We start from the raw sequence: 23738 nt of genomic DNA on the forward strand, positions 1-23738 counted from the left end.
CATGATTGTGGTGGTCGGGGGAGGCCCGGCTGGAAGATATGCAGCCATGAGGCTTGCCGGTGCAGGCAAAGATGTACTGCTCGCAGACCGACGCAGCGACGGGCTTGGGGGCCAGTGCCTTCATCAGGGATGCATGGTTATCTGTGCCCTGAACGACGTGGCGAGAACAATGGAACACCTTGATGTGCTCCACCGATCAGGTGTCATCACCGGTGTGCCGGGATTAGACTACCCTACCCTCATCGCAAAGATGCGTGAGATCATCAGCACGATAGCAGGGGTTATCGCAGAGGAGACCCGGACTGCTGGAGTAACGATCGTCAGCGGTGAAGCACGTGTTGAAGGGCGGACGGTCATTATCAGTGGAGAACGCCTGGAGCCTGAAGCGGTCATCATCGCGACAGGAACGCATCCACGAAGACTGAACATTCCAGGAGAGGAACTCCCCGGGGTGGAGACCTCTCAATCACTCTTCACACTCCCCACCCTTCCCAGGAGACTGGTCATCATCGGTGGCGGGGTCATCGCAGCAGAGGTTGCATACATCTTCTCACTCCTCGGTTCTCAAGTCACCATCCTTGCCCGAACGACCCTGCTCAAAGAGTTTCCCGATATCCTGGTAAAAGAGGCAAAACGGGAACTACGTCGGGTAAACATCAACGAGCAGGCAGCAGTAATCAGGATCATGGGAGAAGATCATGTCTCAGGGGTTGAGATCAGAACCTCTGAAGGCAACAGCGTCATCGGGGCAGACACCGTGCTTATTGCTTCAGGAACTGAGGCAGAGGTGAGTGCCATCAGTGGGGTTTCTCTCACTCATGGCGGATTCATCAGAGTGAATGAGAGGATGGAGACAGGAGTTCCGGGTGTATATGCAGTCGGAGATGTGACCGGGACCTCGTCGCTGACCCCTGTTGCACGGTGGCAGGGGAGGACTGCTGCTGATATCATACTCGGAGGAGAGCCTCCGGCTCCTCTTAAAACCGTCCCACAGGCGATAAAACTCAGGAATGATCTCGCCTTCTGCGGTCATCATGACCAGGGAGGCCTGAAGGTGACCATACCCTCACCTGCCGGACCGGGAAGTTTCTGGGCTATCCCTGACCGGGCCACAGGTAAGGCTTCGATGACAGCAGATCCGGATTCTGGCGAGATCCTTGGTATGGCAGAAGCGTCCCCGTATGCCTCGGTGATCGCGGCATACCATGCCCTGCTGATCAACGCAGGTGTATCCATCGACCAGATGGAACGGTTCATTGAGGTTCATCCATCTGCTGACGGTACCGGGTGGATCGGCAGGTACCTTGCTGAAACAATTGCTGAGAGAAAAGAAAGTTAGGATTCAGTTAAAACCAGCCAGGGAGCCAGGCATAATCAGGAGACCAGTACCTGGTGATCGGCTGGTGTATGTGGGGTCTCAAATGATGAGACCGGGGTTTTCTTTCCTTTGTACTCGGTAAACTGGTGAAGACTGACGGTGAGATCCCTGGTGAAGGCAAAGTATCCAATCTGGGTGTTACGACAGAGTTTCATCGCCATATCCATAAGCCCGCGGGGATCAGGTCGTGCCTCCCCGAGCCATATATGGAAGATGTTTCCCCCGTCGACAATCGGGAAGAAGACATGTTCCAGTTCTGCCCGTCGTGCCAGGGGGATATCTGCCCCTGGAGCCACGTGGGTCCCGTTCGTGTAGTAGATCGGGAGATCACGTGTCTCACCCAGATGATCCAGGGCATACCCGAGGTTCCCTTTGATCACCCGCATTGCATGCTCCTCGTACTCTCTGCTGAGAAGATCGGCAACCGCAAAACGCTGGCCGGTTGTTTCTGCCGGGGTCCGGGCGAGAGCGATGGTCATCCCGTGCTTTGCTGTTATCTCGCGGGCATAGAGTTCCATCTCGGTCATTGCCCTGACTGCAAGCCTGAACGCATCGTCACTCTCATGGAGCTGTGAGCCGGTGAAGTGCTGCACCATCTCGTTCAGACCAACAACCCCGATGGTGAAGACCAGGCCGTCAAAATCAACAGCCATAGCGCCCCGCTCACCGGTGACCGGGTCACGGGGACGCTGCATGGCAAAGGGCATCCGTCCATTCCTGCCAATGAGGTCCATCCACCTGACTTTGATCCTGAAGACCTCGACCGCCACATCCATGAGTGCCTTCAGTTCGGCAAAGAGCCGCTCCTCGTCTCCACCTGCCTTGTACGATGCACGTGGGCAGTTGAGCGAGACAACACCCCACGATCCCATTGAGAAGTGCATCCCGTCCTCGAAGTAGAGCTTGCGATCAAAGTCCTTGTCCTGATCCGCAACAGTTGAGAACTGATATGCACAGCATTGGTAGCATGAGATCCCCTCTCCGGCCCCCCGGTATGCAGGGAGCTGGTTGTCATAGTACGGAGTGCCGAACTTGGATGCGAGCTCGAAGGTGAGGAGATAGAGATCGGTGTAGGTCGGGAGATCAGGGTGAGCACGGTTATACTGCTCATCCTCCTGCATGAAGTCAGGCTCGATACTGATCTCAGGCTTTGGGAAGTTGAAGGGTTTGCCCCAGTAATCTCCCTCCAGCATCACCTCTATGAGTGCCTTGAAGAGGAGACGCACCTCACGTTCAAACTCCCCGTAGGTTTTAAGAGGAGCCTGCTTGCCATTCCAGACCCTTCCGTTGTATACGCAGGGCTTGTCCTTCCAGAGTTTTGGAACACCGGGAGAGAGTTGCACTGATGAGAAGACGAGCTGGCCGCCACGGGCGACCATCATCTGGGTCATCTCGTATACAAACATCTGCATCAGCTGCTTCATCTCTTCGAACGGCATCCGTTCAAAGAACGGAGCCAGAAACGTGAGGAAGTTGTAGTATCCCTGACCGCCTGCAAAGTTCGTCTGTGCAGACCCGAGAGCCTTCACCGCATGGAGCACAGCGACCTCAGCACGCTTTGCCGGCCCTGCCACAGATGCCTTGGTCCCGTTTCCGTCAGGCATCAGCCCGTAGTACAGGAAGTATCTGAGATCCCAGTCCTGACAGAACGGTCTGCTCCCGAAGTACTCAAGATCATGGATATGAAGATCGCCACAGAGATGCCGGTCTGCGAGATGCGGCGGCAACTGGAGCAGGTACTGCTCCTTGCTGATCTTGTCTGCCTTCTTCTTATGCGATGTCTCTGCATTCTCCTGCAGGTTCGCGTTGTCCTTTGCCTCAAACCCCCTGCCGACATCGATCAGGTGGGCGTCGTACACCGGGGTTCCTACCCTGGTGCAGACATTGCGGTACTGAACCATCCCGTGCTCAAGGAGGACCATGTTCATGATCTCCCTGATCAGCGGCCCGGAAAGACTCTTGAGACCAAGTTTACGGATACGGTCCTCTACCTCACGGGCGATCTCACGGGCCCCCTCTTCGTCTGCCCCTTCATACCCGTAAAAAGTCTCAACAAGCCGGGTCTCCTTGACGATCTGCTTCGCTATCTTCTCCCGGTCCCATTCAAGGATATGCCCGTCACTTGTCCTGACGGACGGCATAGCCGGGATCGACAGACCATCAAGTGTAATCTGCTTTGTTATTCGTCCCATGCCGCCTTCCTACTGAAGAGCTGCGATGGCACTCTCGTTCACGGAATCGGATCCCCCGAAAAGTTCCTTACTGGTAAGGAACTTCTTCCCCATCTGAAGGACCGGTGCCTCCTGAACAAAGACGCCATTCACCCGAAGCTCAGTCAGTGAAGCGGCTGATGACATGTCTGCTATACTAAACTGAATTTTGTGCGACGCCAGATATTCCTTGAGAATCTCACATCGCGGACAAAATTCGAGGGTATAAACGATGAAGCCTGCCCCGTCTTTCATGTGACCCCTGTATCTTATGATAGAATCAGCAACCGTATATTTTGTTGCTAGGCAGAGGGTGTGACAGATCAAACAGTACAACCAGGCTGCCCCATTCTCTTTATGCCCGATGCACTCAGATTTTTAACCATAATGGTGCGGCTGTTTATCGCGATAGAGATCCCTGAAGAGATCAGGAGCCAGTACGCAGAGGCCCAGGAGATGATTCGCTCTAGCCGTGCACGACTCACGATGGTACATCCTCCGGACATGCACATCACCATCAGGTTCATCGGGGAGGTGGAGGGGTCACGCCTGCCTTCGATCACTGCTGCCCTTCAGGCTGTGAAAGGTGCGCCATTCACCCTTGACCTGGGATCGATAACCCTGAACAGTCCGCGATCGCCCCGTGTCATCTGGGGGGATGTTCATGATCCCGGGGACTGTAACACCCTTGCAGCAGCGATAGAAAAAGCCCTGGTGCCACTCGGCATTCCTGCAGAAGGTCGGAGATTCAGACCGCATATCACGCTGGCCCGGGTCAGACAGTCTCACCCGGATATCTTCGAAGAGGTTGCCGGAATCAGCAACTCATGTTCAGGGTCGTTTCCTGTGGACAGGTTTGTTCTCAAGAAGAGTGAACTGACGCCCCAGGGACCGATATATACTGATCTTCTGGAGGTCAGGCTGTGAGCGAGGAAGAGAAACGGAGTTCACTCGAGGAGGAGGTGTTGAAAGAGATCCGCCCGACCACTGAGGAACTGGAACAGATGTATGCCCTTGCAGATCTCCTCATCGGGGAGATAAATGCCAGGGGGATGGCAACCGGGATGCTGGTCGGTTCAGTTGCACGAAGAACCTGTGTCAGGGGTGATAGGGATCTCGACATCTTCATGCTCTTTGACCCTGAGCTCCCGCGTGAGGAACTCGAACGCGAAGGACTCTCTCTCGCCCACTCGATCGCTGCCCGACATGCCGAGCAGGTCGTAGAGAAGTACGCCGAGCACCCGTACGTGAATGCCACGATACACGGGATGGACGTGGATCTCGTCCCCTGCTACAGGGTAACCTCTGCCACCGGGATTCAGAGTGCCGTCGACCGGACACCGTTTCACAACCGCTATATCTCTGCACGGATCGGGCAGTTCACCGACGATGTTCTCCTCCTCAAACAGTTTGTCAAGGCCGGGGGAGTGTACGGATCAGACCAGATGACGGAGGGGTTTGCAGGATACCTCTGCGAGCTCCTCACGCTCCATTATGGCGGATTTAAGAACCTCATCACCGCGGGTGCAGACTGGCGTCCCGGGCTTGTGATCGATATCGAAGAGCATCAGGCAAAGGAGTTTGAGGATCCGCTTGTGGTCATCGACCCGGTAGACCCCAGGCGTAATGTATCAGCATCGGTCTCACTCACAAAACTGCTTGAGTTCAGCGAGCTCTGCAGAGGGTACCTTGAGTCGCCATCCCGATGGTTCTTCTATCGCCCACCGGTATGCATCATGACCAGGGAAGAGGTAGAAAACGAACTCTCACGGCGGGGATCCTTTTTCTACGCGATCTCGCTCCCCACCCCGCCGCTTATCGAGGATATCGTGGTTCCCCAGCTCAGAAAGAGCATGCAGACCCTGACCGAACTCCTTGAACGGCACGAGTTCGTTGTTGCCAGGGCAGATGCAACGATGCTACCCGACCGGTCGATGATCCTCTTTGAACTCCTGGTAGACGCCCTGCCTGCTGTCAGGTACCATGCCGGCCCTCCGGCAAACTCTTCATCCAATACCAGAAAGTTTCTGGATAAATACATGAACAATACCCCGATCTTTGCGGGCCCCTTTATCAAGGACGGAAGGTACGGGGTTGAGCTCGAGCGAAAGTTCAGAACGGTCCGTGAACTCTTCTCCTCAAAGGAGGTCTTTCAGACTGCTCTTGGAAAACATGTAAAGATCATGATGGAAGAGGAGTATGCGATCCTGTCAGGTATGGAATGCTGGGCGCCAGGGTTTGAGATCTTTATGAGCGATTTTCTGATGAAGCGTTCTCCGCTTGTCAGGATTCGAAGGATGGAGACGCAACAGAAGAATACCTGAACTCCTGAATACACAAATCCTGCGATTGGAAACTATTTACATGTCAGGCCCTAATCTCGTCCAAGATATGACCGCCTCCTCCCTGAAGGTAATCCCAGCTGTGCTGCTGATCCTGCTGATCCTCGTCCAGCCCCTTCAGGCGACAACGGCGCAGGAGTGGTTCACAAGCGGGAACGCACTCTATAGCCAGCAGAGATACTCGGAGGCGATCGATGCATTCACTCATGCCATTGAGGCTGACCCCGGAAATGCAGCGGCCTGGTACAACAAGGGGGTTGCACTCTTCAAACTCGGGGAACCTGACGATGCGATCGCTGCATACGAGGTCGCCATCGGCATAGATCCACGGAACCCAGATTACTGGTATAATAAAGGCAATGCGCTGTACAACAAAAATTTGCTGACCTCTGCATTCACGGCGTATGATGTGGCCATCCAACTTGATCCGTCTGATGTTCAGGCATGGATGGCAAAGGGGAACGTGCTCTCTGATCTCCAGCAGTACGACGAGGCGATCAGGGCGTTCGAGGCCGCAATTCAGATGGACCCTGAGAATGCAGAGGCCATCTTTGCAAAGGGGAACGCCCAGTACAGCAAAGGTGCGTACGCTGACGCTATCAAGTCATATGAGGTTGCACTGCAGCATGACAGTAAGGACAGCAAGGCGTGGTACAACAAAGGCAACGCCCAGTACAATCTCGGTCAGCTCGATGACGCCCTGAAGAGTTACGAGATGGCACTTGCTTTCAATCCAAAAGACGGGGTGGCATTCACAAACAAAGGGCTTACACTTGCAGATCTCGAAAGATACGATGAGGCGATCGATGCCTATAAGGGCGCCATAGCACTCAACAACACGGACCTGAAGGCATGGAAGAGTCTTGGTCATGTCTATGTCAGCCAGAAGAGGTACGATGATGCCGTCCAGGCATACCAGCAGGCATTGCGCCTCGAGAAGACTGATCCTGATACCTGGACCAGCATCGGTGATGTCTGGATGGAGGAACGCAGGTTCGATGAGGCTCTGGCAGCATATGAACAGGCTGTTGGTCTTGCAGGGTCTGATCCTGCCACATGGACAGGGAAGGGCAAGGCACTTCATGCCCTGGGCAGGGACAGTGAGGCACTCGCATCCTACGAGATCGCGATCTCACTCAGGCCACAGGCAGCCACAGCCTGGGTTGGGAAAGCAGACTCACTCTCAAGCCTGAACCGCACCAGCGAAGCTGATACCGCATACGAGGTTGCACTGCAACTTGACCCGAAGGTCACTGGTGTATGGGCAGGAAAGAGCAGAAACCAGGCAGAGATGGGTGATACATCAGGAGCCCTGCAGTCACTCGATCTTGCCCTTCTGGCAAGTCCCGAGGATCAGAGACTGATCATCCAGAAGGCAAAGACACTTTCAGGAGTAGGCCGCAGCAGTGAGGCACTGGAGTTCCTTGACAGATCTCTTGCAAATGTGAGCGGTTCACTGCCGATCATCGATGAAAAGGCACGCATTCTTATCAGGGACGGAAGGAGTGCAGATGCAGAGCTCGCATACAAGCCAATCCTGAACGGAACGAGCGATGACTCACGGGTGCTTGAGCACATGGGCGATGTCTTCGGGGCAGCAGGTCAGAAGGGCAGTGCCGAACGTGCATACAGAGAAGCACTTGCGATCAATGCTAACATGACCTCGGTCACGGCAAAACTGGATGCCCTGGATCAGCAGCCAAAGAAGACACCACTACCCCTGATCGTGATAACCGGGGCAGTGCCAATTGCATACATTCTGGCAAGAAAACGAAGATAACACCTGACCCTGGTGTGGGGAGGGATTATTGTGGCATCTCCCGGGTCTCATTCTTTTCTGAGCGGAGATGTGCAGGGTCCACCTGATCGGTGATCTCCAGGTACCTCGCAAGGAGCCGGTCCCATGACGGGGTGATGAACGCCTCGTCATGGTAATACTGATAAAATCCCGGGTTGATCTGAACCGGCGAAAGGATGGCTAGCCCTTTTGCCCCGGGAACACGGTCATCATGCCCTGAAAGGATGACCATCGCTTTGGTTGCGTTGATCAGATCGTCTGATGGACCCTCCAGACCTGGATCTATTCTATTGATCTCCTCAGCAAATCCGATGAGATCCATGGTTGCAGGGTCGAGCACTCCCTCGGATGTCAGGCCGAACTGCTGTGTTTTATTGAATGCATCTGCCAGGGAACGGTACCCTTCAGGGGTGTCAAGCAGAGGAAGAAGCAGTTTTGAGAGACGGTCGAGGCTTGCAGTCACCACCCCGGCCTCATCCAGGTCAAGGACAGAGAGTGTCTTGCCCTGTGCAGGATTTGCAAGATACGTCTCAAGGAGTGAACGACCGATATCTGAAACAGGTGCGTCAGGATTTTTCACCAGGCCGGAGATGAATGAATCGTATCGCCAGCCTTCTGCAGGTTCAGACTCCTCGCTCGCGATCATGTACCTGGAATACCCGGACAGACGGGATGCAACCTCGAGGGTGCTCATCAGGCAGGTATCAAGTCCGATGACCTCCACATTGAATCCCCCTATCTCCAGCCCTTTGACAAGTTCCGCCGTCGTGAGCGGATCTTCCTTGTGATTCTGATCAAAGAGCATCCCGGTGTAGGCCTCACCATGACCGATCAGGATCAGAAAGACCCGGTCATACCTGTATCCAGCACGAATCGTGCGTAAGAATGTACCGACCGTGCTGGCATTTCCCATGCTCGCATCAGGATACCAGGCGACCGCATCAGTCCGGTTCCCAAGTCTGCCGTCTGCAAGGTCATGAGCAAGGCCTGACCTGTTCGCAATCGTCATCCCCTGCCAGCCCGGTCTTGCCGACCCCCCGTAGGCTACCAGGAGTTCGAGGGTTTGCGGAGTCGTGTTCGCTGCTCCTGTAACCATCTGGGTGATATCTTCGGTGATCAGCCCATAATCGGTCTCAAGACTTCCTCCGGCCGCGTACACCGCGACCAGAACCTTTCCGGTCTGCTCCTCGGCTGCAGCTGCAGATGTGAGGAGGAGGATGAAAAGAGCGACTACTGTCACAGATCCTGCAATCTGCATCAGAGATGCCATGCCAGGAAGCATGATTCAGACCTCTCGTGAGAATACAGCCGCCGCAACCCCGAGCAGGGGGGCATTTCCTCCAAGTGGACTTACGACAATTACAGGTGTTTCAAGGTACGTATCGAGGCACCGGACTGCAGAATCAACGATTGTTTCACGGTGAGCAGTCACGATAGGACCGTCGAGGATGATGATTTCAGGGTCATACGCGACGATAACGGTTGAGAGGCCACGGCTGTTGACCATAGCCAGAACCCCGGAGAACTCAAGGGCTAGTTGTTCTCCCTGTGAGGCAGCATTCAGGATCTCTTCAACTGTTGTGAGGGATTTATGGGGGGTATGTCCATGAACTCTGCACCAGGTCCGGAAGAATGAAGGGATTCCCCGCCCTGATGCACAGCCTTCCCAGTGTCCAAAACAGCCGCATGAGCAGGGTTGCGAATATGCAGACTCGACCGTAAAGTGCCCGATCTCCCCGGCATTTCCACCTCTGCCGAGCAGGACCTTTCCATCAGTAAAGACACCTCCTCCGATTCCAGTGGAGATGGTGATGTACACGACGTGCCGATACCCCCTCCCGGCTCCGGCAAACACCTCACCGAGCACGGCTGCACGGCAGTCGTTCATCAGGGTGACAGGCAGACCGAACAGTTCAATAAGAGGAGTAACAACCGAAACTTGATCAAAGGGCATATTGGGAGGATTGCTGATACAGCCGGTCTTCAGATCAACCGGGCCTGCAACCGAGACACCGATACCGCACAAATCCGTACCTGATCCTCCTGCAAGATCTGAAAGTGATGCACCGACCCGTGCAGCGACCTCACCAGGATCGGTTCCTGCCGGCGTCTTAAACCGTTCCACCGAGAGGATCATCCCGTCCTCCCTGACCAGGGCCACCCTTGTGTTTGTCCCCCCGATGTCTGCGACTCCTGCAACCCTCATTCGTACAACAGCCTCAGCGTTGCAGGGATAAAAGCGTCTCCAAGACCCGGACGGGAGAAATGACCTATATTATGAGCCACAAAACTGAACAGATTATCAGGAGAACATGATGGAGGGTATATATGCAACATTTTTCACTGACATTGTGATCATCTTTCTCCTCTCGGTGTTCCTGCTGCTCGCCCTGTACCGGATCAAAATCCCATCAGTTGTCGGATTTCTCCTCACCGGGATCATCGTCGGACCTGCAGGTCTCGGGCTTATTCATAACCAGGATTCGATCGAGTTCTTCGCTGAGTTCGGTGTGATCTTTCTTCTCTTTACGATAGGCCTTGAATTCTCGATCAGCCATATTCTAAAGAGCAGACATTTTGTTCTGATCGGGGGAGCGGTTCAGGTCTTCTCAACAATACTGCTCACATCAGCCTTCATGAATCTTGCAGGGCTTGACCTGAAACATGCCATGTTTGTCGGGATGCTCGTTTCTCTCTCATCTACTGCAATTGTGATGAAGGTCCTTGCAGACCGGCAGGAGGTCGGCAGCCCGCATGGAAAAGCTGCCCTTGGTATCCTCATCTTCCAGGATCTTATCGTCATCCCGATGATGATGATCACCCCGATTCTTGGAGGTGATACTACAGACAGCCCTTCTGCACTGAAACTTCTGCTTGGCGGGATCCTGATCGTTGCGGTTGTGTACATCTCATCCCGGTACGTGATCCCATACCTGCTCCATTACGCTGCACGGCTCCGCAACCGGGAGATGTTTCTCTTTATCGTGATCGGAACCTGCCTCCTTATCGCATATCTGACCTCTGAGATTGGCCTCTCGATGGCACTTGGGGCATTCCTTGCAGGGCTGATCATCTCGGAGTCGGAGTACTCGATGCATGCCATGTACAACATGATCCCATTCAGGGACATCTTTGCGGCATTCTTCTTCATCTCAATCGGTATGATCTTCGATCTCTCGTACCTCCTCTCCCATCCCGCTATCGTGATAGAACTGGTCATCGTCATAATTCTGATAAAATATGCAACCGGAACACTCGCAGCAATTGCATCAGGCCTCCCTGCCCGATCATCGGTACTCACAGGAATCTCCCTCAGCCAGATTGGGGAGTTCTCGTTCATCCTCGCAACCACCGGTGTTTCAGCAGGAATTCTGGTCGCAGAACAGTATCAGCTCTTTCTTGATGTGTCGGTTGTAACAATGGGGCTCGCTCCCCTCCTCATCTCATTGTCATCCCGGGTGTCTCCGAGACTGGCTGCACCGCTCACAAGAATTGTTCCTGATCATGCAGCACCGCAAGACAAGGAACCAGCCCAGGTGATGAAGGATCATATCATCATCGTGGGATTCGGACTGAACGGAATGAACGTTGCCAGGTCAGCTAAGGCTGCAGGTGTACCATACCGGATCATCGAGATGAACCCGGATACTGTCAGGAAAGAGAGGAAGAAGGGTGAGTCTATCCTCTACGGCGATGCCGCCCAGCCGGGCGTCCTCATAAAGGCGGGGATCGAGCAGGCACGTGTCCTGGTGGTGGTGGTCAATGATCCCTTTGCGACCCAGCAGACCGTCCGGATAGCAAGAGAACTGAGCCCGGGAGTGTACATCATCGTCAGAACCAGGTTTATGGGGGAGGTCGCCACCCTCGTAGACCTCGGAGCAGACGATGTGATCCCTGAGGAGTTTGAGACCTCAATCGAGATATTCACCAGGATCCTGAACAAATACCTGATCCCTGAGGACGAGATAGAACGACTCATCACCGAGATCAGGGCAGGAGGATACCAGATGCTGAGGAGCGTCTCCACGACTCCTGCCACATTTGACGATCTCAGAGGGTTGGTTCCTGATATCGATATGAAGACGATCCGGATCTCTGATTCGTCACCGTTGGCTGGAAAGAACCTTGCAGAGAGCCATTTGCGGAGCAGGTTTCATGTATCGGTTGTAGCGATACGACGCGGTAACCGGATGATCATCAACCCGGGAGGGGAGGATGTTATCAGAGGATCAGACATCCTGATGATCATCGGCAGGCCTGATGAGATCAGGATGGCGTTTCATCCATGTGGAAATGAACCTGATGTCTGTGATCCTGCAGAGTAAATCATGCTCCTTATATCCTTGTGATACAGAGACTCCACAATCTGAATTCCCACATGATGTCCGGTGATCATCTGGGAAGGGAATCTGTATCATGAATCGTCAGAACTGGTCTGATTTCAGATCGATCAAACAGAAGATCCTCTTTTTTGGCGGGATTGCATTACTCCTTGTAGCGGTCGGGATCATCGCGTACGCAGCCTTTTCCCTGAATGGAGCTGCTGTAAAAAGCGCCACAGAAGGACTGAACAGTATCGCTGAGAGAGAGGCTGGAAAGGTTGACACCATTCTTGAAGAGCCGTATAACACTGCATCAGGAGTTGCGGCTCTCCTGTCCGGTATCCGCAGTGAAAATGCAAAATTCCCAAGGAATGATGTTGTACCGATGATAGAAGGGGTCCTGGATGCACGCCCCCTCTACAACGGAGTATACACCATCTGGGAGCCCGGATTCTTCGACGGGCGGGATGCTGAATACAGTCTGAAAGACGGATATGATAAGACCGGACGTCTTCGGATTTACTGGTACCGCGATGCAAGCGGAACACTGGTGCGAAAGATCTACGATGCTCAGGCCCGTGATCCAACCGATTATTACGAGATTCCCAAGAAGACCCTCAAGGGTTCAATAACTGAACCATATATCGAGACCATGCAGGGCTCACCGGTTTTGCTGACGTCCATAGCCACACCGGTCCTTTCTGGCGGGAAATTCAGCGGAATAGTAGGGATCGATGTCACGCTGAGTGAACTCGACACCCTTGCTGACAAGATGGACATCTATGGAGGAAAGGGAAAGGTCCTTATCCTGAGCAATCAGGGCATGGTCGCGGGAGTGACGGGAGATCTCGATGCAGCCGGGAAACCGATCAGCGAGGTTGCACCACTCCTCCACCTTGACCCTTCGATGATAACCGGGGCACTCTCCAGGGGAGAGATCACATCCTTTGACAGCGGTGGATACATCGGAACATTTGTACCGGTGCAGGTCGGCAATGCAGAGACACCCTGGGGAGTTATTGCATTTGCTCCCAGGGATGTGGTCACTGCCGAGGCGACATCACAGACCGTTGCCCTCATCATCATCGGAATCCTGATATCCCTTCTCGGTCTTGGCCTTCTGTACCTGGTGGCACGCTCGATAGCACATCCAATCGAGGAGATTACCGGTGTGGCACTACGGGTTGCCGAGGGGGATCTCTCAACAGAGGTTTCAATCAGACAGAGAGACGAGGTGGGAAGGCTCGCTGACGCATTCAGAACGATGACATCAAACCTCCTGGAAAAGGCTGATGCTGCTAAGAATATTGCAGAAGGAAATCTTTCATTCAGAGTACCCAAAACCAGCGATCAGGACCAGCTCGGTGAATCCATGATCCAGATGAAGACCGAACTCATTGCAATGACTGACACCATGTCACACCTGGCAAACGAGGCGGCAGCAGGAAATCTCAGATACCGTGGTGATGCAGACCGGTTTTCAGGGGAGTACAAAAAGATCATCTCAGGAGTGAACCAGACTCTTGACCATGTGATCGAACCGGTTAATGAGGGTATTCGTCTGGCAAACGAGTTTTCACAGAACAACTTTTCTGCCCGGTTTAATCCGGAAATAAGGGTATCGGGTGACTTTGTCCAGCTGAAGGAGTCCATGGACGGGATCGGTGTTCAGGTCTCTGCGACAATCCGGGTTATCATCAACAAGATGGCTGACCTTGCAGGAGGGGCAGAAGAAGCACAGGCCTCGGTTGACGAGGTTGCAAACGGGGCAAACGAGGTGGCTACCAATGCTGAGGCAGTCTCGCACCATGCCGATCAGGGCAGCAGCGGGGTTGATCAGGTTCTTAAAGAGATGGAGGATCTGTCAGTCACGGTATCCGGAGTCTCAAGCAGGACTGAACAGGCCTCACGCCTTGCTGATGAGGGCAACTCTCTCAGCGTGGAAGGGCAGAAACTGGCACGCGTTGCAGAAGAGGGTATGGAAGGGATCAGGACAGCCACTGCAGACCTGAATACGATGATCACAGCGATCAGGGAGCAGATGGAGCAGATCAATAAGGTGGTTGGGATCATCACCTCGATATCTGACGAAACCAACCTTCTGGCCCTGAATGCTGCAATTGAGGCTGCCCGGGCAGGGGAAGCAGGACGAGGATTTGCAGTCGTCGCAGATGAGGTCAAAGAGCTTGCAACAGAGAGCCACGAGAGTGCAGAAAAGATTGAAGAGATGATCAGGGGGCTGCAAGGTGAGTCAGCCAGAGCAGATCACCTGATGACACGGGCAAGCGAGCAGGTCAGGTCCGGATACGAAGCGGTAAGCAGTACCCTTGGGATATTCAACAAGATCGTGGAGAAACTGGCACAGATTGCGCAGAATACGGCTGAAGTCGCGGCATCGTCAGAGGAACAGGCCGCGTCGGTTGAAGAGATTACGTCCAGTGTGCATGAGGTCTCAAGGATGATCAGACAGACAGCAGAGAACGCTGTCTCAAGTGCGGCGATCAGCGAAGAGTCATCAGCTGCGGTTGATCAGATCAGGCAGGTTCTTGAAGAGGTGAATGTGGTCATCACCGATCTTCAGAACGAGATAGACAGGTTCAGAATCTGAACGAAAAACGATTCAGATTCTTCTAGCCTTCATTTTCCAGATATTTTTTTGCATCATTCCACGATGTCCGGCCGCTGAACCTCGCAACCTCGGCCACATCGTCCTCGATTATGATACCTGGCTCACCGCCTTGGACAAAGAATGTAAGCTTGAAGATACCTGCTTGCCCCATCGGCACCCCTCCGGCAAGTTCACCTGCTGAATGGAAGACCAGAAACTCAACCTGTTCATCACCGGGGTATACCTCAAAGAAGTACCAGAAGACCTGCCATGCATTCAGAAGATCCGATGAGAGGATCTCGGCCCTCTTTCCCTGCTCAAGGGTGTTCAGTTCTGCAGCAATACAGGCAGGATCATCATCGCAGCGATCAAGGATTCCTTCCACGAGATCAGCGAGATCTGCGAATCGTCCCCCGTCATCTCCGAAAAGCATGGATATCCATAATCACTTCAGGTATAACCGCTCTTCGGTCATGAGTGAGAGACTGAGTGACCCTGACAGAGATGGCTAGTTACTACTTTTGCTGCTATAATGCTCATCGAGCAGAGAGAAGAGGAGCGAGATCATATCCTTCGGGTGATACGGTTTAGGAAGAGAGGCGTCAAACCCATAATCGCGGTACCGGGAACTTATCGGATCATCGGAGTACCCGCTCGAGACGACTGCAAGGACTGAAGGGGATATCTTTCTGATCTCCTGTATAGCATCCTTTCCTCCCATTCCTCCCGGAACGATCAGGTCGAGAACGACCACCTGATAGGGATTCAGTTCATCATAGGCCTTTGCAACCGCGGCTACCGCATCCTCACCCCTGCTGGCCACATCCACATTGAAGCCTTCCTTTTTGAGGATGAGATGGAGCACTTCCCTGATCCCGGGCTCGTCATCCATCACCAGGATCCTGACGCCTGAAGAACCCCCTTTCTGCGATAGAGTGTCAGAGCCTGCAATGGGTGAGAGACCTGAGATCGAAGGGAGCAGAACCCTTACCGTGGTTCCATTCCCAGGTGAAGAAGAGAGTTCGATAGTTCCCCCGTGACGCTCGATGATCGATCGTGCCGACGTCAGGCCGAGGCCGAGATGCCCTTCCTTGGTGGTGAAGAAGGGATCAAACACCTGTGATTCCTCCTGTGAACTGATGCCTGCACCCTTGTCCCTTATCTCAACACTGACAAACGATCTCTGATCCTGATGATCGTTGCACGGGTACTCTCCTGCATTGGCAGCAATGATCTCCACCGGGTGATCAGGAGATGCCTCAACTGCATTCATGACGATTGCACGCAGAGCAGTCCTCATCAGGTCAGGGTCCACCTCAAGCATATCAAGATCATGAGGGATCATGAGCGAAATTCCGGCATCATTCTGGTGATGAAGCGAGAGCACCTCTGCCATTAGTTCCTGAAACGGGATCGTTGTTATCAGCGGGTAGCCCCCGTCTGCATAAGTGAGAAGACGTGAAGCCACATCCCTGCCCTGATGAATTGCACGCTCTGCACGATCAAAACATGACACCTGCAGCTCACTCTCACGGGAGGCAAGTTCTTTTGCCAGCGAGAGATCGCAGATGAGGGATGTGAAGATGTTGTTCATCTCATGGGCGATCCCGCCTGCAAGAACCGGAAGGGACTCTGCTATCCCGGCCTCCTGCACGGGAACCGGGGTGAGATCATACCCCCCGTCAAAGAAGAAGATAAACTGCCTGATAGCAGTGTTATTTTCAGATCCTGATATTGTGGAGTAGAGTGGAACGACCTTTCCATCAGGGAGGATCATGTCATGCCTGGCTATCTCTCCGGGCTCGTACCTGGCTCGGTTGATCTGGTCTACAGGAATGCCGTGCTTCACACAGAGTGTATCCCAGAGCCCTGCATGATCGGCAGAGGTTCTGACAAACTCCGCATACGGCGGAAGTCCGAAGCGGGAGGCGAAGCAGGAGTTGAAGAAGAGCGGATCGCCGGTGAGATAATCCCGTACATAAACACCGACCGGTGAGGATTCGGTTGAGTACCGGCACATGCTCCCGATAAGCCTTTCACGGGTCGCATCGATTCGTGCCCTGATGATCGTCTCAAGGTGGCCGGGAAGATTGGTGAGATACTCACGTGACGGATCCTTCACGATATAATCAGAGGCCCCGTTCTTGATCGCCTGAACGGCGGTCTGCACATCAGACACTCCGGTGAGGATGATAACGGTGAGACCCGAGTCACCTATCTGGCTGAGAAGATCCAGGGCAGAACCATCCGGAAGTCTGAGGTCGGCTATGATGACATCAAACCTTCCTGATCTGATCTGACTCAGCCCTTCGCTCAGGGTTTCGGCACAGGTGTATTGGATTGGCAGGTAACTCTTGCGGACCTCACGCTCGAACGCCATGCGGTCGAGTGAACTGTCCTCAATATACAATACCTGCATCAATGAATAATTCTCACACGGAGTATTTAATGAAGTCGATATTACGGAGGTCTGGTGATTTCCGGGGGAAAGGCGCTATCAGGCAGTTTCAGGTTCAGGTTTAATCATGGACTATGAGGTCTCGATGCAGTCCCACCTTTGATGAAGATTTCGCTTAACAGTATCAGGAAGAGAGACACAGAACCGGGTGCCCATGCCAAGGCCATCGCTCTTCACGGTGATATGCCCATGGTTGAGAAGGACCAGTTTTCTGACCACCGAGAGGCCAAGCCCGTGTGACTGCAGATTACTTCGTGAAGGATCAGCCTTGTAAAAGTCGTCAAAGATTCGGGAAGAGTCCTCATGAGTCAGGCCGATGCCTGTGTCAGATACACAGAACCAGGTACAATGCCGGTCTTTTCCTCCATGGAGGGTGATCGTCCCGTCAGGGCCAGTGAACTGTAGTGCATTATTGATCAGTTTCTCAAGGATGAGATGCAGGTGAACCTGCTTAATCATGATCAGCATCCCTGGCTGAATTGTGTTCCGGACTGATAGTTGCTTTGTGCTGATGACCGAATGTGAGGCACTGATGATATCATCAACCATACAGCCAAGATCGCAGGGGTTTACATTCCACAGGCGGCATGAGGCTTTTTCCTCTTCTAGGTTCTCCATCATCAGGATCTCTTCAACAAGGGATCTCATCTTCATCGTACTCTCACAGAGAACTCCCAGAGACCTTTTCTTCTCGTGATCCTGCTCGTTCTGCTGGAGGTATGGGAGCAGGGCAACAAGCGGAGTGAGAGGGGTGCGAAGGTCGTGGCCGATGTGAATGATCAGGTCCCGTTGCTTCTTCATCAGGTCCTCAATCTGTTCTGTCCGCTCCTGTACCCGCTGATCAAGGGTTGCATTCAGAAGCTCAAGCATACGGGAGTACTCACTGACTGCATCCTGGGCCTGGCTCAGCTCGGTAGTATCTGTGAAGATACTCACATAACAGACAGGGTCACCAGTTTCCACCGGAATCCTGTCGGTGTAGTACCGTATCGTCCTCGATCCATGTACCTGCACCTCGCCTGAAGTGGCTTTATCCAGACTTCCGGAGTCAGGGGAGAAGACAGGAGGATCGGTCTCTGTCTTAAGCAGGGAACTGATATGCCGGGAGATTATCTCGTGAGTAAGCAGAGGCGTTGCGATTATGTCATCAGAAAATTCCCAGATCGAGTAAAAGGCCTTATTAGCATACAGCACCCTGCCGGTTCCAGGCTCATACAGGTACACACCGAACGGGATTGCTCCTCCAACAGAGAAGAACAAGGATGAGAGTCTTTTACGTTCACGTTCGATCTGCTGCTGTCTGAGCAGGTTCTCGATCTGGATAGGGAGGAGGCTTAAGTAGTGGCGTTCGGGATCTTTTACCAGGTAATCCTTAGCACCGAGTTTTAACGCAGTGACTGCGTTGTTCAGATCTGCCTGACCGGTCACCACGATAACCGGAATCTGATCGTTCATGAATGGAAGAAGATCAAGGATGGTCCCGTCAGAGAGGAAATAGTCGCAGATCACCAGGTCATAGGTCTCGCTGCGGGAACGAGCCTCGGCAAGAGATGAGGAGAAGTCTATCCGGTACGGAAGTGACTGTTTCTGGACCTCTCTCGTGAGTGCATGCTGGTCTATCAGATTATCTTCAATATAGTGAATCTTAATAGCCGGCTTCTCCGCCGTACATACCGGCATCATGCGATGACCCCGTCATGTTTTTGATCGTAAAACAGAATGTAGCCCCCCCACCAGGAACTGACTTAACCCATATTGATCCGCCAGACGTTTCAACAATACGCTTCACTATTGAGAGGCCGATGCCTGAACTCTTCTTCCCGTCATGAGAGGGATATGATGTGAAGATCTCGAAGATGGACTCATGGAGAGAGGGATCAATACCAGGACCGTTATCGCCGATCTCAAACTCCCAGAACTCAGGGCTGCTCTCTGAACCACAGGCTCCTGATTCCAGTGGAGTGCCATCCTTATCCGAAGCTGGACGGGCGCTGATGCGTATCTCTCCGTCATCACGGTTCAGGTGAGTGAGGGAGTTTCCAATGAGGTTCTGAAACACCTGCTGGATCTTTGTCCTTTCTGCGGTAATGACCGGCATATCATCCCCGATTATGATCTGAACTGATGGGGGAGGGGAGAGGATCTGCAGAACCTCTGCTATGACGAGGCTGATGCTCACCGGGATACGATCCTCTCTGACAATTCCTGCCTGTGAGTATGCCAGAATTCCATCAATCAGTTGGTACATCCGCTGGACCTGTTCGGTGATCATACCAACAAACCGCACCCCGTCAGGACCTATCTGCTCCTGGTAATCCTCGCCAATCCAGGATGCAAGCGAGAAGATTCCCCTGAGGGGATCCTTGAGATCATGGGCTACAATGTGGGCAAAATCATGTAGCCCCTTGTTCGAGGCTGATAGTTCTTTCAGTAGATCCTGTACCTTCTGCTCGGCACGCTTGCGTTCTGTTATGTCAACGATCGAGAAGAGGATACAGGGATCTGCATCTATCTCAATGAGGGCACCAAACAGAGAACCCTGTCTCATTTCCCCGTTTTTGGTTCTCAGGGCAAGCTCAAGGTCGCGAACAGAACCTTCAGTCAGGATAGTCTCCCTGATATGTCTGAACAGACCAGGATCGATGATCCCGTACTCTGACCAGTGTGTTGATCTCAGAATCTCCTTCGCGATGTAACCGGTTGTCTCAAAGAAGGTCTCGTTCGCATCAATGAGGCGTTCTTCACGCAGGCTCCATATCGCATGGAGCACCTGGCTGGATCGAAAAGCAGTCGCAAATTTATGTTCAGACCGCTTGAGATGGGATATATCCTTGCAGATGCAGAAGACCGCCTGGTTCCCGTTCCATATGCCTGCAAGGTACCGGATCTCGACCGGGATCTCACGCCCTTCGATCGTCAGCAGAACGGCTGTCCGTTCCTGGGCAGGTATCCTTCCCCCTTCCGGTGAAAGGGGTGTATCCATCCAGCGTGAGGTAAAGAGGCCCGAGAGCCGCATTCCTCTCATATCAGACGCCCTGATCCCGGTCTCCTGCTGGGCAAAGAGATTTGCCGTGATGATCCTGCCGTCAGAATCAAGGATGAAGACAAAGTCGTTCAGGTGGTTGAAGAACTGCTGAAAGTTCTCATCCCTCCTCTTATGCTCTTCTTCTGAATCGATCCGCACCAGGGCAGCCATCAGCAGATCGGCAGCAATGCGAAGGGCATCAAGCTCAGAGGTATGCCAGGAACGCTCTCTGGCTCGATCTGCCAGAATCAAAATCCCTCGTGTCTCCTTCCGGGAGATGAACGGGATCAGGGAGATGGATCTGATGCCATGATCGGCAAGAAACTTCTGTTGAGCAGGAAACTTCTCTGAAGGACCCGCAACGGCATCATGCATCTCAAAAATCATTGGACTGAAGGGACTCTCAAGCAGCTCTGTCCATGCCAGTTGATCCTCGGTGAAGTCTGCTGCCTCCTCCACCCAGACATAATCATGGGTCAGAACCGGATCTCCTGTCGGGGTGTGCCATGCAAAATAATGAGCCTCGCTGACGCCCATCTTCATGACGATCTTATGCAGGATCTCGATGATCGAGGATGCGCTCAGGTCGCCGATAACCTGCGCAGCCGAGTACCCGATAGCTTCCAGCAGTATATCGCGTCTTTTCAGAGCAGCCTTCGTTCTTCTCCGGTTCTCTTCCCCGCTCAGGGCATGAACGATCAGATCAAGCATGATCTGGTTCACCTCGCTCTCGGGCTCTTCGCCTGATAACAGGAGAGAGAGGTCACCGGCCTGATTCCCGGAGACGCTGATCCCTCTCGACACGATCATCCGGACTCTCGGGTACACAGTTTTCAGCAGGTTCCTCCCCTCTTCAGGCAGGTCATCAACAGAGATCACAATGTCCCCGCCTGAACAGAACGCAGAGTCAGGAAGTTCAGGCTGCGAAAGGAAAAACGCTGCCAGCCAAGGGTGGACCCTGCCACCGGCCTCAGGCCAGGAACTGACCAGGGAGTAACTCCCATCCTCAAACCGGGTATAGAAGGCAGCCTCTGTCTTCAGCATACTTCCGGCCGTCTTTGTGATCAGGGGTATGTTCTGTTCACTCTCAAGACCGGCATACAGGTACTGATCAAGAACCTGGTGGAACTTGTCAAGGATCTCCCGCCTCTCCTTGAGTGCTGCCAGTTCATTATTCTGAGCGATGATCTGCGAACGGGCCAGGTCATGCCTTCGGAAGAGAAGAAATATGATCAGGATTCCGAGGGTTATGGCGACAAGACAGAACAGAATAGAACGGAGGAAATAGGCAGAGACAAATGTTCTTCCCTGGGAGAGGAGGTATTTGTCCCCAGATATGGAGATCTGCAGGATCGAGGAGGAGGAGGGATCAGTGAACGAGAGGGTTCCTGACTTCCAGGACTCATTCTGTTCTCCGAGAGTGGCTGTTGATCCATCAGCGATATCAAATACCGGAGTCACCCCCCCGGTAGAGACGGGGGATATGATGTGTATGACTGACTCATCCAGCGTGAGTTCGTGAACTTTTTTGGTTATGTCCCGCTCAAGAGGTGTTCCAAAGATGAATGTTCCTGAACTGGGAAGGGTTGCCTCAGAGTTGCTGATCCCAACCTGTGAGACGAGCAGAAGAGTCTCATTTGCATAAACAAGCGATGTCCGGGAGTTATCAGAGGTATTAAATGAGGATGAGAGTTCAACAGGAAGGATCACGGGGTTGATCTCTGTGTATGTATCAGGGTCGTACTGCCTGAGGTAGAGGGTCTTCCCTTCAGGATCAGAGATCCCAACGTAGGTGATCCCTAGGTTTTTCAGGGATCTGACCTGCAGGTTCTTAGATATGTATAGGTCAGTGGGCTCTTTGATATACCCGGCTGTATCATCCCATGTTGCATAATCAAGAGTGGTTTTCTCGAGCGTTTCAGCATGGACCAAAATCACATTTTTTATTGCCAGGAGAGAGAAGTTCGTGCCTCCTTCTTCCACCTCGTTATACGAGTTCAGCATCATCTGGGAGTTATACTGGATGAAGAGGATGGCCAGTACCAGTATCAGGAAAAGGATCGGCAGAACAAGTTTTCTCCTCATCAAAAGCGAGCAGGTCCTGCTTTCAGGCTCGTAATCAGGAAAGAGAAATGAGATCAGCGAATGAATCACCAAGTGCCCAGGAAAAGGTTCGCAGTATGCATCAATGAACTTATCCTTTGATGATCAGAAATGGGCATTACTGCCATCAGACCGGGAGTTATACGTGTCGATGGCAGGCATCGTGCCCTCAACATCTTCCGGATTCACGACGATATCTGCAGGAGTGATATCCAGATACGCAAGGGTCTCGTTGATGAGCGGTATATTCGTAAATCCCTCGGTGTTTCCGGATGAGAGGTCAGAGATGATCGTTGTCAGGGATGTATCGACCATGGTGAAGATAGTCTCGTTATTCTCCCCATACGAGAGGTCGAGGCCCGCTTCTCCAAGGAAAAGAATCAACGTACCTACAAGTCCATCTTCCTTCAGATCACCAAAGCCTGAACCGGAGCCGTTTGTGATCTGAAGATCTGTAGTTGCAGAGCTGCCTGATGGTATCCCAGTGAGAGATCCAACTGCGATGAGAAACAGGATGAGCATGGCAGATTGGTGTTTCATAATGTTACTCATGAGTACCGGACTCTGTCCGGGCTTGATAATACAGAATCTCCCTCTCTCCTAAAAACCCCAACGGTACCCCGTTGGGGCCCCCGGGCAGGACAGGTCAACAGGACCTTTTCACTCAAAAAGGAAGTGATGATCCGTTACTCCTCAGGCAATCTCGTAGGTGATCGAGACCCGTGCAGAAACATCAACACTGCCTGGCTCTATCGGGGTTGATGGCCCTGCTGCTGCCAGTTTCTCACTCCTCATATCCTGGTTGTAGTACACCGGCGGATTGTAACTGTCCTCGACCGTCACCTCGTGAACTGCACCAACACCGGTACCGAGAGCAGAAAGGGTGGCATCAGCATCAGCCCGTGCTTTATCAACTGCAATTTTGAGTGCTTCACTACGGAGCTCGGCGGTCTTCGGTTTGCTCAGGGTGAACTTGAGTGAACTGACACCGTTCGCACCGCTTGCAACCACCACATCGATGAGATCCCCGACTGCATCCAGCTGCGATGTCTCAACCGTGACGGTGTTTGAAACCTCGTAGATGGTGACATTATCTCCGAACTTTGCCTTGAGAGTGTCATCAGGGCTGTAGACCTCTGATATCGAGTACGAACTTGTACTGATCTCTGCGGGGGTCAGATTCCCTTTCCCGGGATCCTTCAAAGCCGCCATTACGGCATCCATTTTACGGGCATTCTCTTTCTGGGCTGCTTTCACATCAGGGTTCTTGGTCACAACCGAGAATGATATCTCACACCGGTCAGGAGTCGTCTTGATGGTCCCGCTCCCTGACACGTGAATCAGGTTCTCCTTTGTCTCACTGGTCTCTTCTGCACAGGCGATGCCGGCAAACAAGAGGGCCAGCACCAGCACAATACATACCTGTACGAACTGCATGCTCTGATCTCTGGTTCCTGGACTCATACCCTTTCTCATGTACCGGACACACTCTAC

Annotated in this window: 16 protein-coding genes; 6 read left to right on the forward strand and 10 right to left on the reverse strand. The window is 53.0% G+C overall.

What is annotated here, in order from left to right:
• The first annotated feature begins 1 nt into the window (after position 1).
• The gene (locus ACHZA2_RS06115; RefSeq protein ID WP_319578961.1) at positions 2 to 1339 is read left to right on the forward strand and encodes an NAD(P)/FAD-dependent oxidoreductase; all 1338 of its coding nucleotides are present in this window, start codon (positions 2 to 4) and stop codon (positions 1337 to 1339) included.
• A gap of 35 nt (positions 1340 to 1374) precedes the next feature.
• Here ACHZA2_RS06115 and nrdD read toward each other — a convergent pair whose 3' ends face one another.
• Positions 1375 to 3570 (reverse strand): anaerobic ribonucleoside-triphosphate reductase, encoded by a 2196-nt coding sequence (gene nrdD / locus ACHZA2_RS06120; protein WP_319578962.1) that lies wholly within the window; start codon positions 3568 to 3570, stop codon positions 1375 to 1377.
• A 9-nt stretch (positions 3571 to 3579) separates the two neighbouring features.
• A complete protein-coding gene (locus ACHZA2_RS06125) occupies positions 3580 to 3843 on the reverse strand; it encodes a glutaredoxin family protein (RefSeq protein ID WP_319578963.1) in 264 nt (87 codons plus the stop codon).
• A gap of 60 nt (positions 3844 to 3903) precedes the next feature.
• Here ACHZA2_RS06125 and thpR point away from each other — a divergent pair, with 60 nt between their 5' ends.
• The 3 genes from thpR to ACHZA2_RS06140 are packed head-to-tail and all read left to right on the forward strand — an operon-like array spanning position 3904 to position 7710.
• On the forward strand, positions 3904 to 4515 hold the full coding sequence (gene thpR, locus ACHZA2_RS06130) for an RNA 2',3'-cyclic phosphodiesterase (RefSeq protein WP_319578964.1): 612 nt from the start codon (positions 3904 to 3906) through the stop codon (positions 4513 to 4515).
• Positions 4512 to 5912 (forward strand): CCA tRNA nucleotidyltransferase, encoded by a 1401-nt coding sequence (gene cca, locus ACHZA2_RS06135; RefSeq protein WP_319578965.1) that lies wholly within the window; start codon positions 4512 to 4514, stop codon positions 5910 to 5912. The genes thpR and cca overlap by 4 nt, the downstream gene beginning before the upstream one ends.
• A gap of 40 nt (positions 5913 to 5952) precedes the next feature.
• Positions 5953 to 7710, forward strand: a complete 1758-nt coding sequence (locus tag ACHZA2_RS06140; RefSeq protein WP_319578966.1) for a tetratricopeptide repeat protein — start codon at positions 5953 to 5955, stop codon at positions 7708 to 7710.
• 25 nt (positions 7711 to 7735) lie between these two features.
• Here the strand turns inward: ACHZA2_RS06140 and ACHZA2_RS06145 are convergent, their stop codons facing one another.
• The gene (locus tag ACHZA2_RS06145; protein ID WP_319578967.1) at positions 7736 to 9010 is read right to left on the reverse strand and encodes a clostripain-related cysteine peptidase; all 1275 of its coding nucleotides are present in this window, start codon (positions 9008 to 9010) and stop codon (positions 7736 to 7738) included.
• A gap of 3 nt (positions 9011 to 9013) precedes the next feature.
• Positions 9014 to 9934: an ROK family protein gene (locus tag ACHZA2_RS06150; protein ID WP_319578968.1), complete on the reverse strand. Its 921-nt coding sequence runs from the start codon at positions 9932 to 9934 to the stop codon at positions 9014 to 9016.
• Between the two features lie 106 nt (positions 9935 to 10040).
• Here ACHZA2_RS06150 and ACHZA2_RS06155 point away from each other — a divergent pair, with 106 nt between their 5' ends.
• Both ACHZA2_RS06155 and ACHZA2_RS06160 read left to right on the forward strand, forming a co-directional pair.
• A complete protein-coding gene (locus tag ACHZA2_RS06155; protein WP_319578969.1) occupies positions 10041 to 12053 on the forward strand; it encodes a cation:proton antiporter in 2013 nt (670 codons plus the stop codon).
• Between the two features lie 91 nt (positions 12054 to 12144).
• Positions 12145 to 14658 carry a methyl-accepting chemotaxis protein gene (locus tag ACHZA2_RS06160; RefSeq protein WP_319578970.1) on the forward strand — a complete coding sequence of 838 codons (2514 nt, stop codon included), beginning with the start codon at positions 12145 to 12147 and terminating at the stop codon, positions 14656 to 14658.
• A 22-nt stretch (positions 14659 to 14680) separates the two neighbouring features.
• On the opposite strand, the gene ACHZA2_RS06165 is transcribed toward ACHZA2_RS06160, so the two are convergent.
• The 6 genes from ACHZA2_RS06165 to ACHZA2_RS06190 all read right to left on the reverse strand — a co-directional run bounded on the left by ACHZA2_RS06165 (position 14681) and on the right by ACHZA2_RS06190 (position 23708).
• Positions 14681 to 15091, reverse strand: coding sequence for a hypothetical protein (locus ACHZA2_RS06165; RefSeq protein ID WP_319578971.1), 411 nt, complete (start codon positions 15089 to 15091; stop codon positions 14681 to 14683).
• 75 nt (positions 15092 to 15166) lie between these two features.
• Positions 15167 to 17077: a response regulator gene (locus ACHZA2_RS06170; RefSeq protein ID WP_319578972.1), complete on the reverse strand. Its 1911-nt coding sequence runs from the start codon at positions 17075 to 17077 to the stop codon at positions 15167 to 15169.
• Between the two features lie 111 nt (positions 17078 to 17188).
• A complete protein-coding gene (locus tag ACHZA2_RS06175) occupies positions 17189 to 18799 on the reverse strand; it encodes an ATP-binding protein (RefSeq protein ID WP_319578973.1) in 1611 nt (536 codons plus the stop codon).
• Positions 18762 to 22295, reverse strand: a complete 3534-nt coding sequence (locus ACHZA2_RS06180; protein WP_319578974.1) for an ATP-binding protein — start codon at positions 22293 to 22295, stop codon at positions 18762 to 18764. Before ACHZA2_RS06180 ends, ACHZA2_RS06175 begins: the two co-directional genes overlap by 38 nt.
• Before the next feature lie 54 nt (positions 22296 to 22349).
• Complete coding sequence (locus tag ACHZA2_RS06185; RefSeq protein WP_319578975.1) at positions 22350 to 22784, reverse strand: hypothetical protein; 435 nt, start codon at positions 22782 to 22784, stop codon at positions 22350 to 22352.
• Positions 22785 to 22937: 153 nt separating this feature from the next.
• On the reverse strand, positions 22938 to 23708 hold the full coding sequence (locus ACHZA2_RS06190; RefSeq protein WP_319578976.1) for an SIMPL domain-containing protein: 771 nt from the start codon (positions 23706 to 23708) through the stop codon (positions 22938 to 22940).
• Positions 23709 to 23738 lie beyond the last annotated feature (30 nt).

It is taken from the genome of uncultured Methanospirillum sp. (assembly GCF_963668415.2).
In the GTDB taxonomy this organism is placed as follows: Archaea; Halobacteriota; Methanomicrobia; order Methanomicrobiales; family Methanospirillaceae; genus Methanospirillum.

Coding starts and splice junctions, on each gene's coding strand:
- ACHZA2_RS06115 (WP_319578961.1), top strand. CDS start 2: ATGATTGTGGTGGTCGGGGGAGGCCCGGCTGGAAGATATGCAGCCATG.
- nrdD (WP_319578962.1), bottom strand. CDS start 3,570: ATGGGACGAATAACAAAGCAGATTACACTTGATGGTCTGTCGATCCCG.
- ACHZA2_RS06125 (WP_319578963.1), bottom strand. CDS start 3,843: ATGAAAGACGGGGCAGGCTTCATCGTTTATACCCTCGAATTTTGTCCG.
- ACHZA2_RS06140 (WP_319578966.1), top strand. CDS start 5,953: ATGTCAGGCCCTAATCTCGTCCAAGATATGACCGCCTCCTCCCTGAAG.
- ACHZA2_RS06145 (WP_319578967.1), bottom strand. CDS start 9,010: ATGCTTCCTGGCATGGCATCTCTGATGCAGATTGCAGGATCTGTGACA.
- ACHZA2_RS06150 (WP_319578968.1), bottom strand. CDS start 9,934: ATGAGGGTTGCAGGAGTCGCAGACATCGGGGGGACAAACACAAGGGTG.
- ACHZA2_RS06155 (WP_319578969.1), top strand. CDS start 10,041: ATGATGGAGGGTATATATGCAACATTTTTCACTGACATTGTGATCATC.
- ACHZA2_RS06160 (WP_319578970.1), top strand. CDS start 12,145: ATGAATCGTCAGAACTGGTCTGATTTCAGATCGATCAAACAGAAGATC.
- ACHZA2_RS06165 (WP_319578971.1), bottom strand. CDS start 15,091: ATGCTTTTCGGAGATGACGGGGGACGATTCGCAGATCTCGCTGATCTC.
- ACHZA2_RS06170 (WP_319578972.1), bottom strand. CDS start 17,077: ATGCAGGTATTGTATATTGAGGACAGTTCACTCGACCGCATGGCGTTC.
- ACHZA2_RS06175 (WP_319578973.1), bottom strand. CDS start 18,799: ATGATGCCGGTATGTACGGCGGAGAAGCCGGCTATTAAGATTCACTAT.
- ACHZA2_RS06185 (WP_319578975.1), bottom strand. CDS start 22,784: ATGAAACACCAATCTGCCATGCTCATCCTGTTTCTCATCGCAGTTGGA.
- ACHZA2_RS06190 (WP_319578976.1), bottom strand. CDS start 23,708: ATGAGTCCAGGAACCAGAGATCAGAGCATGCAGTTCGTACAGGTATGT.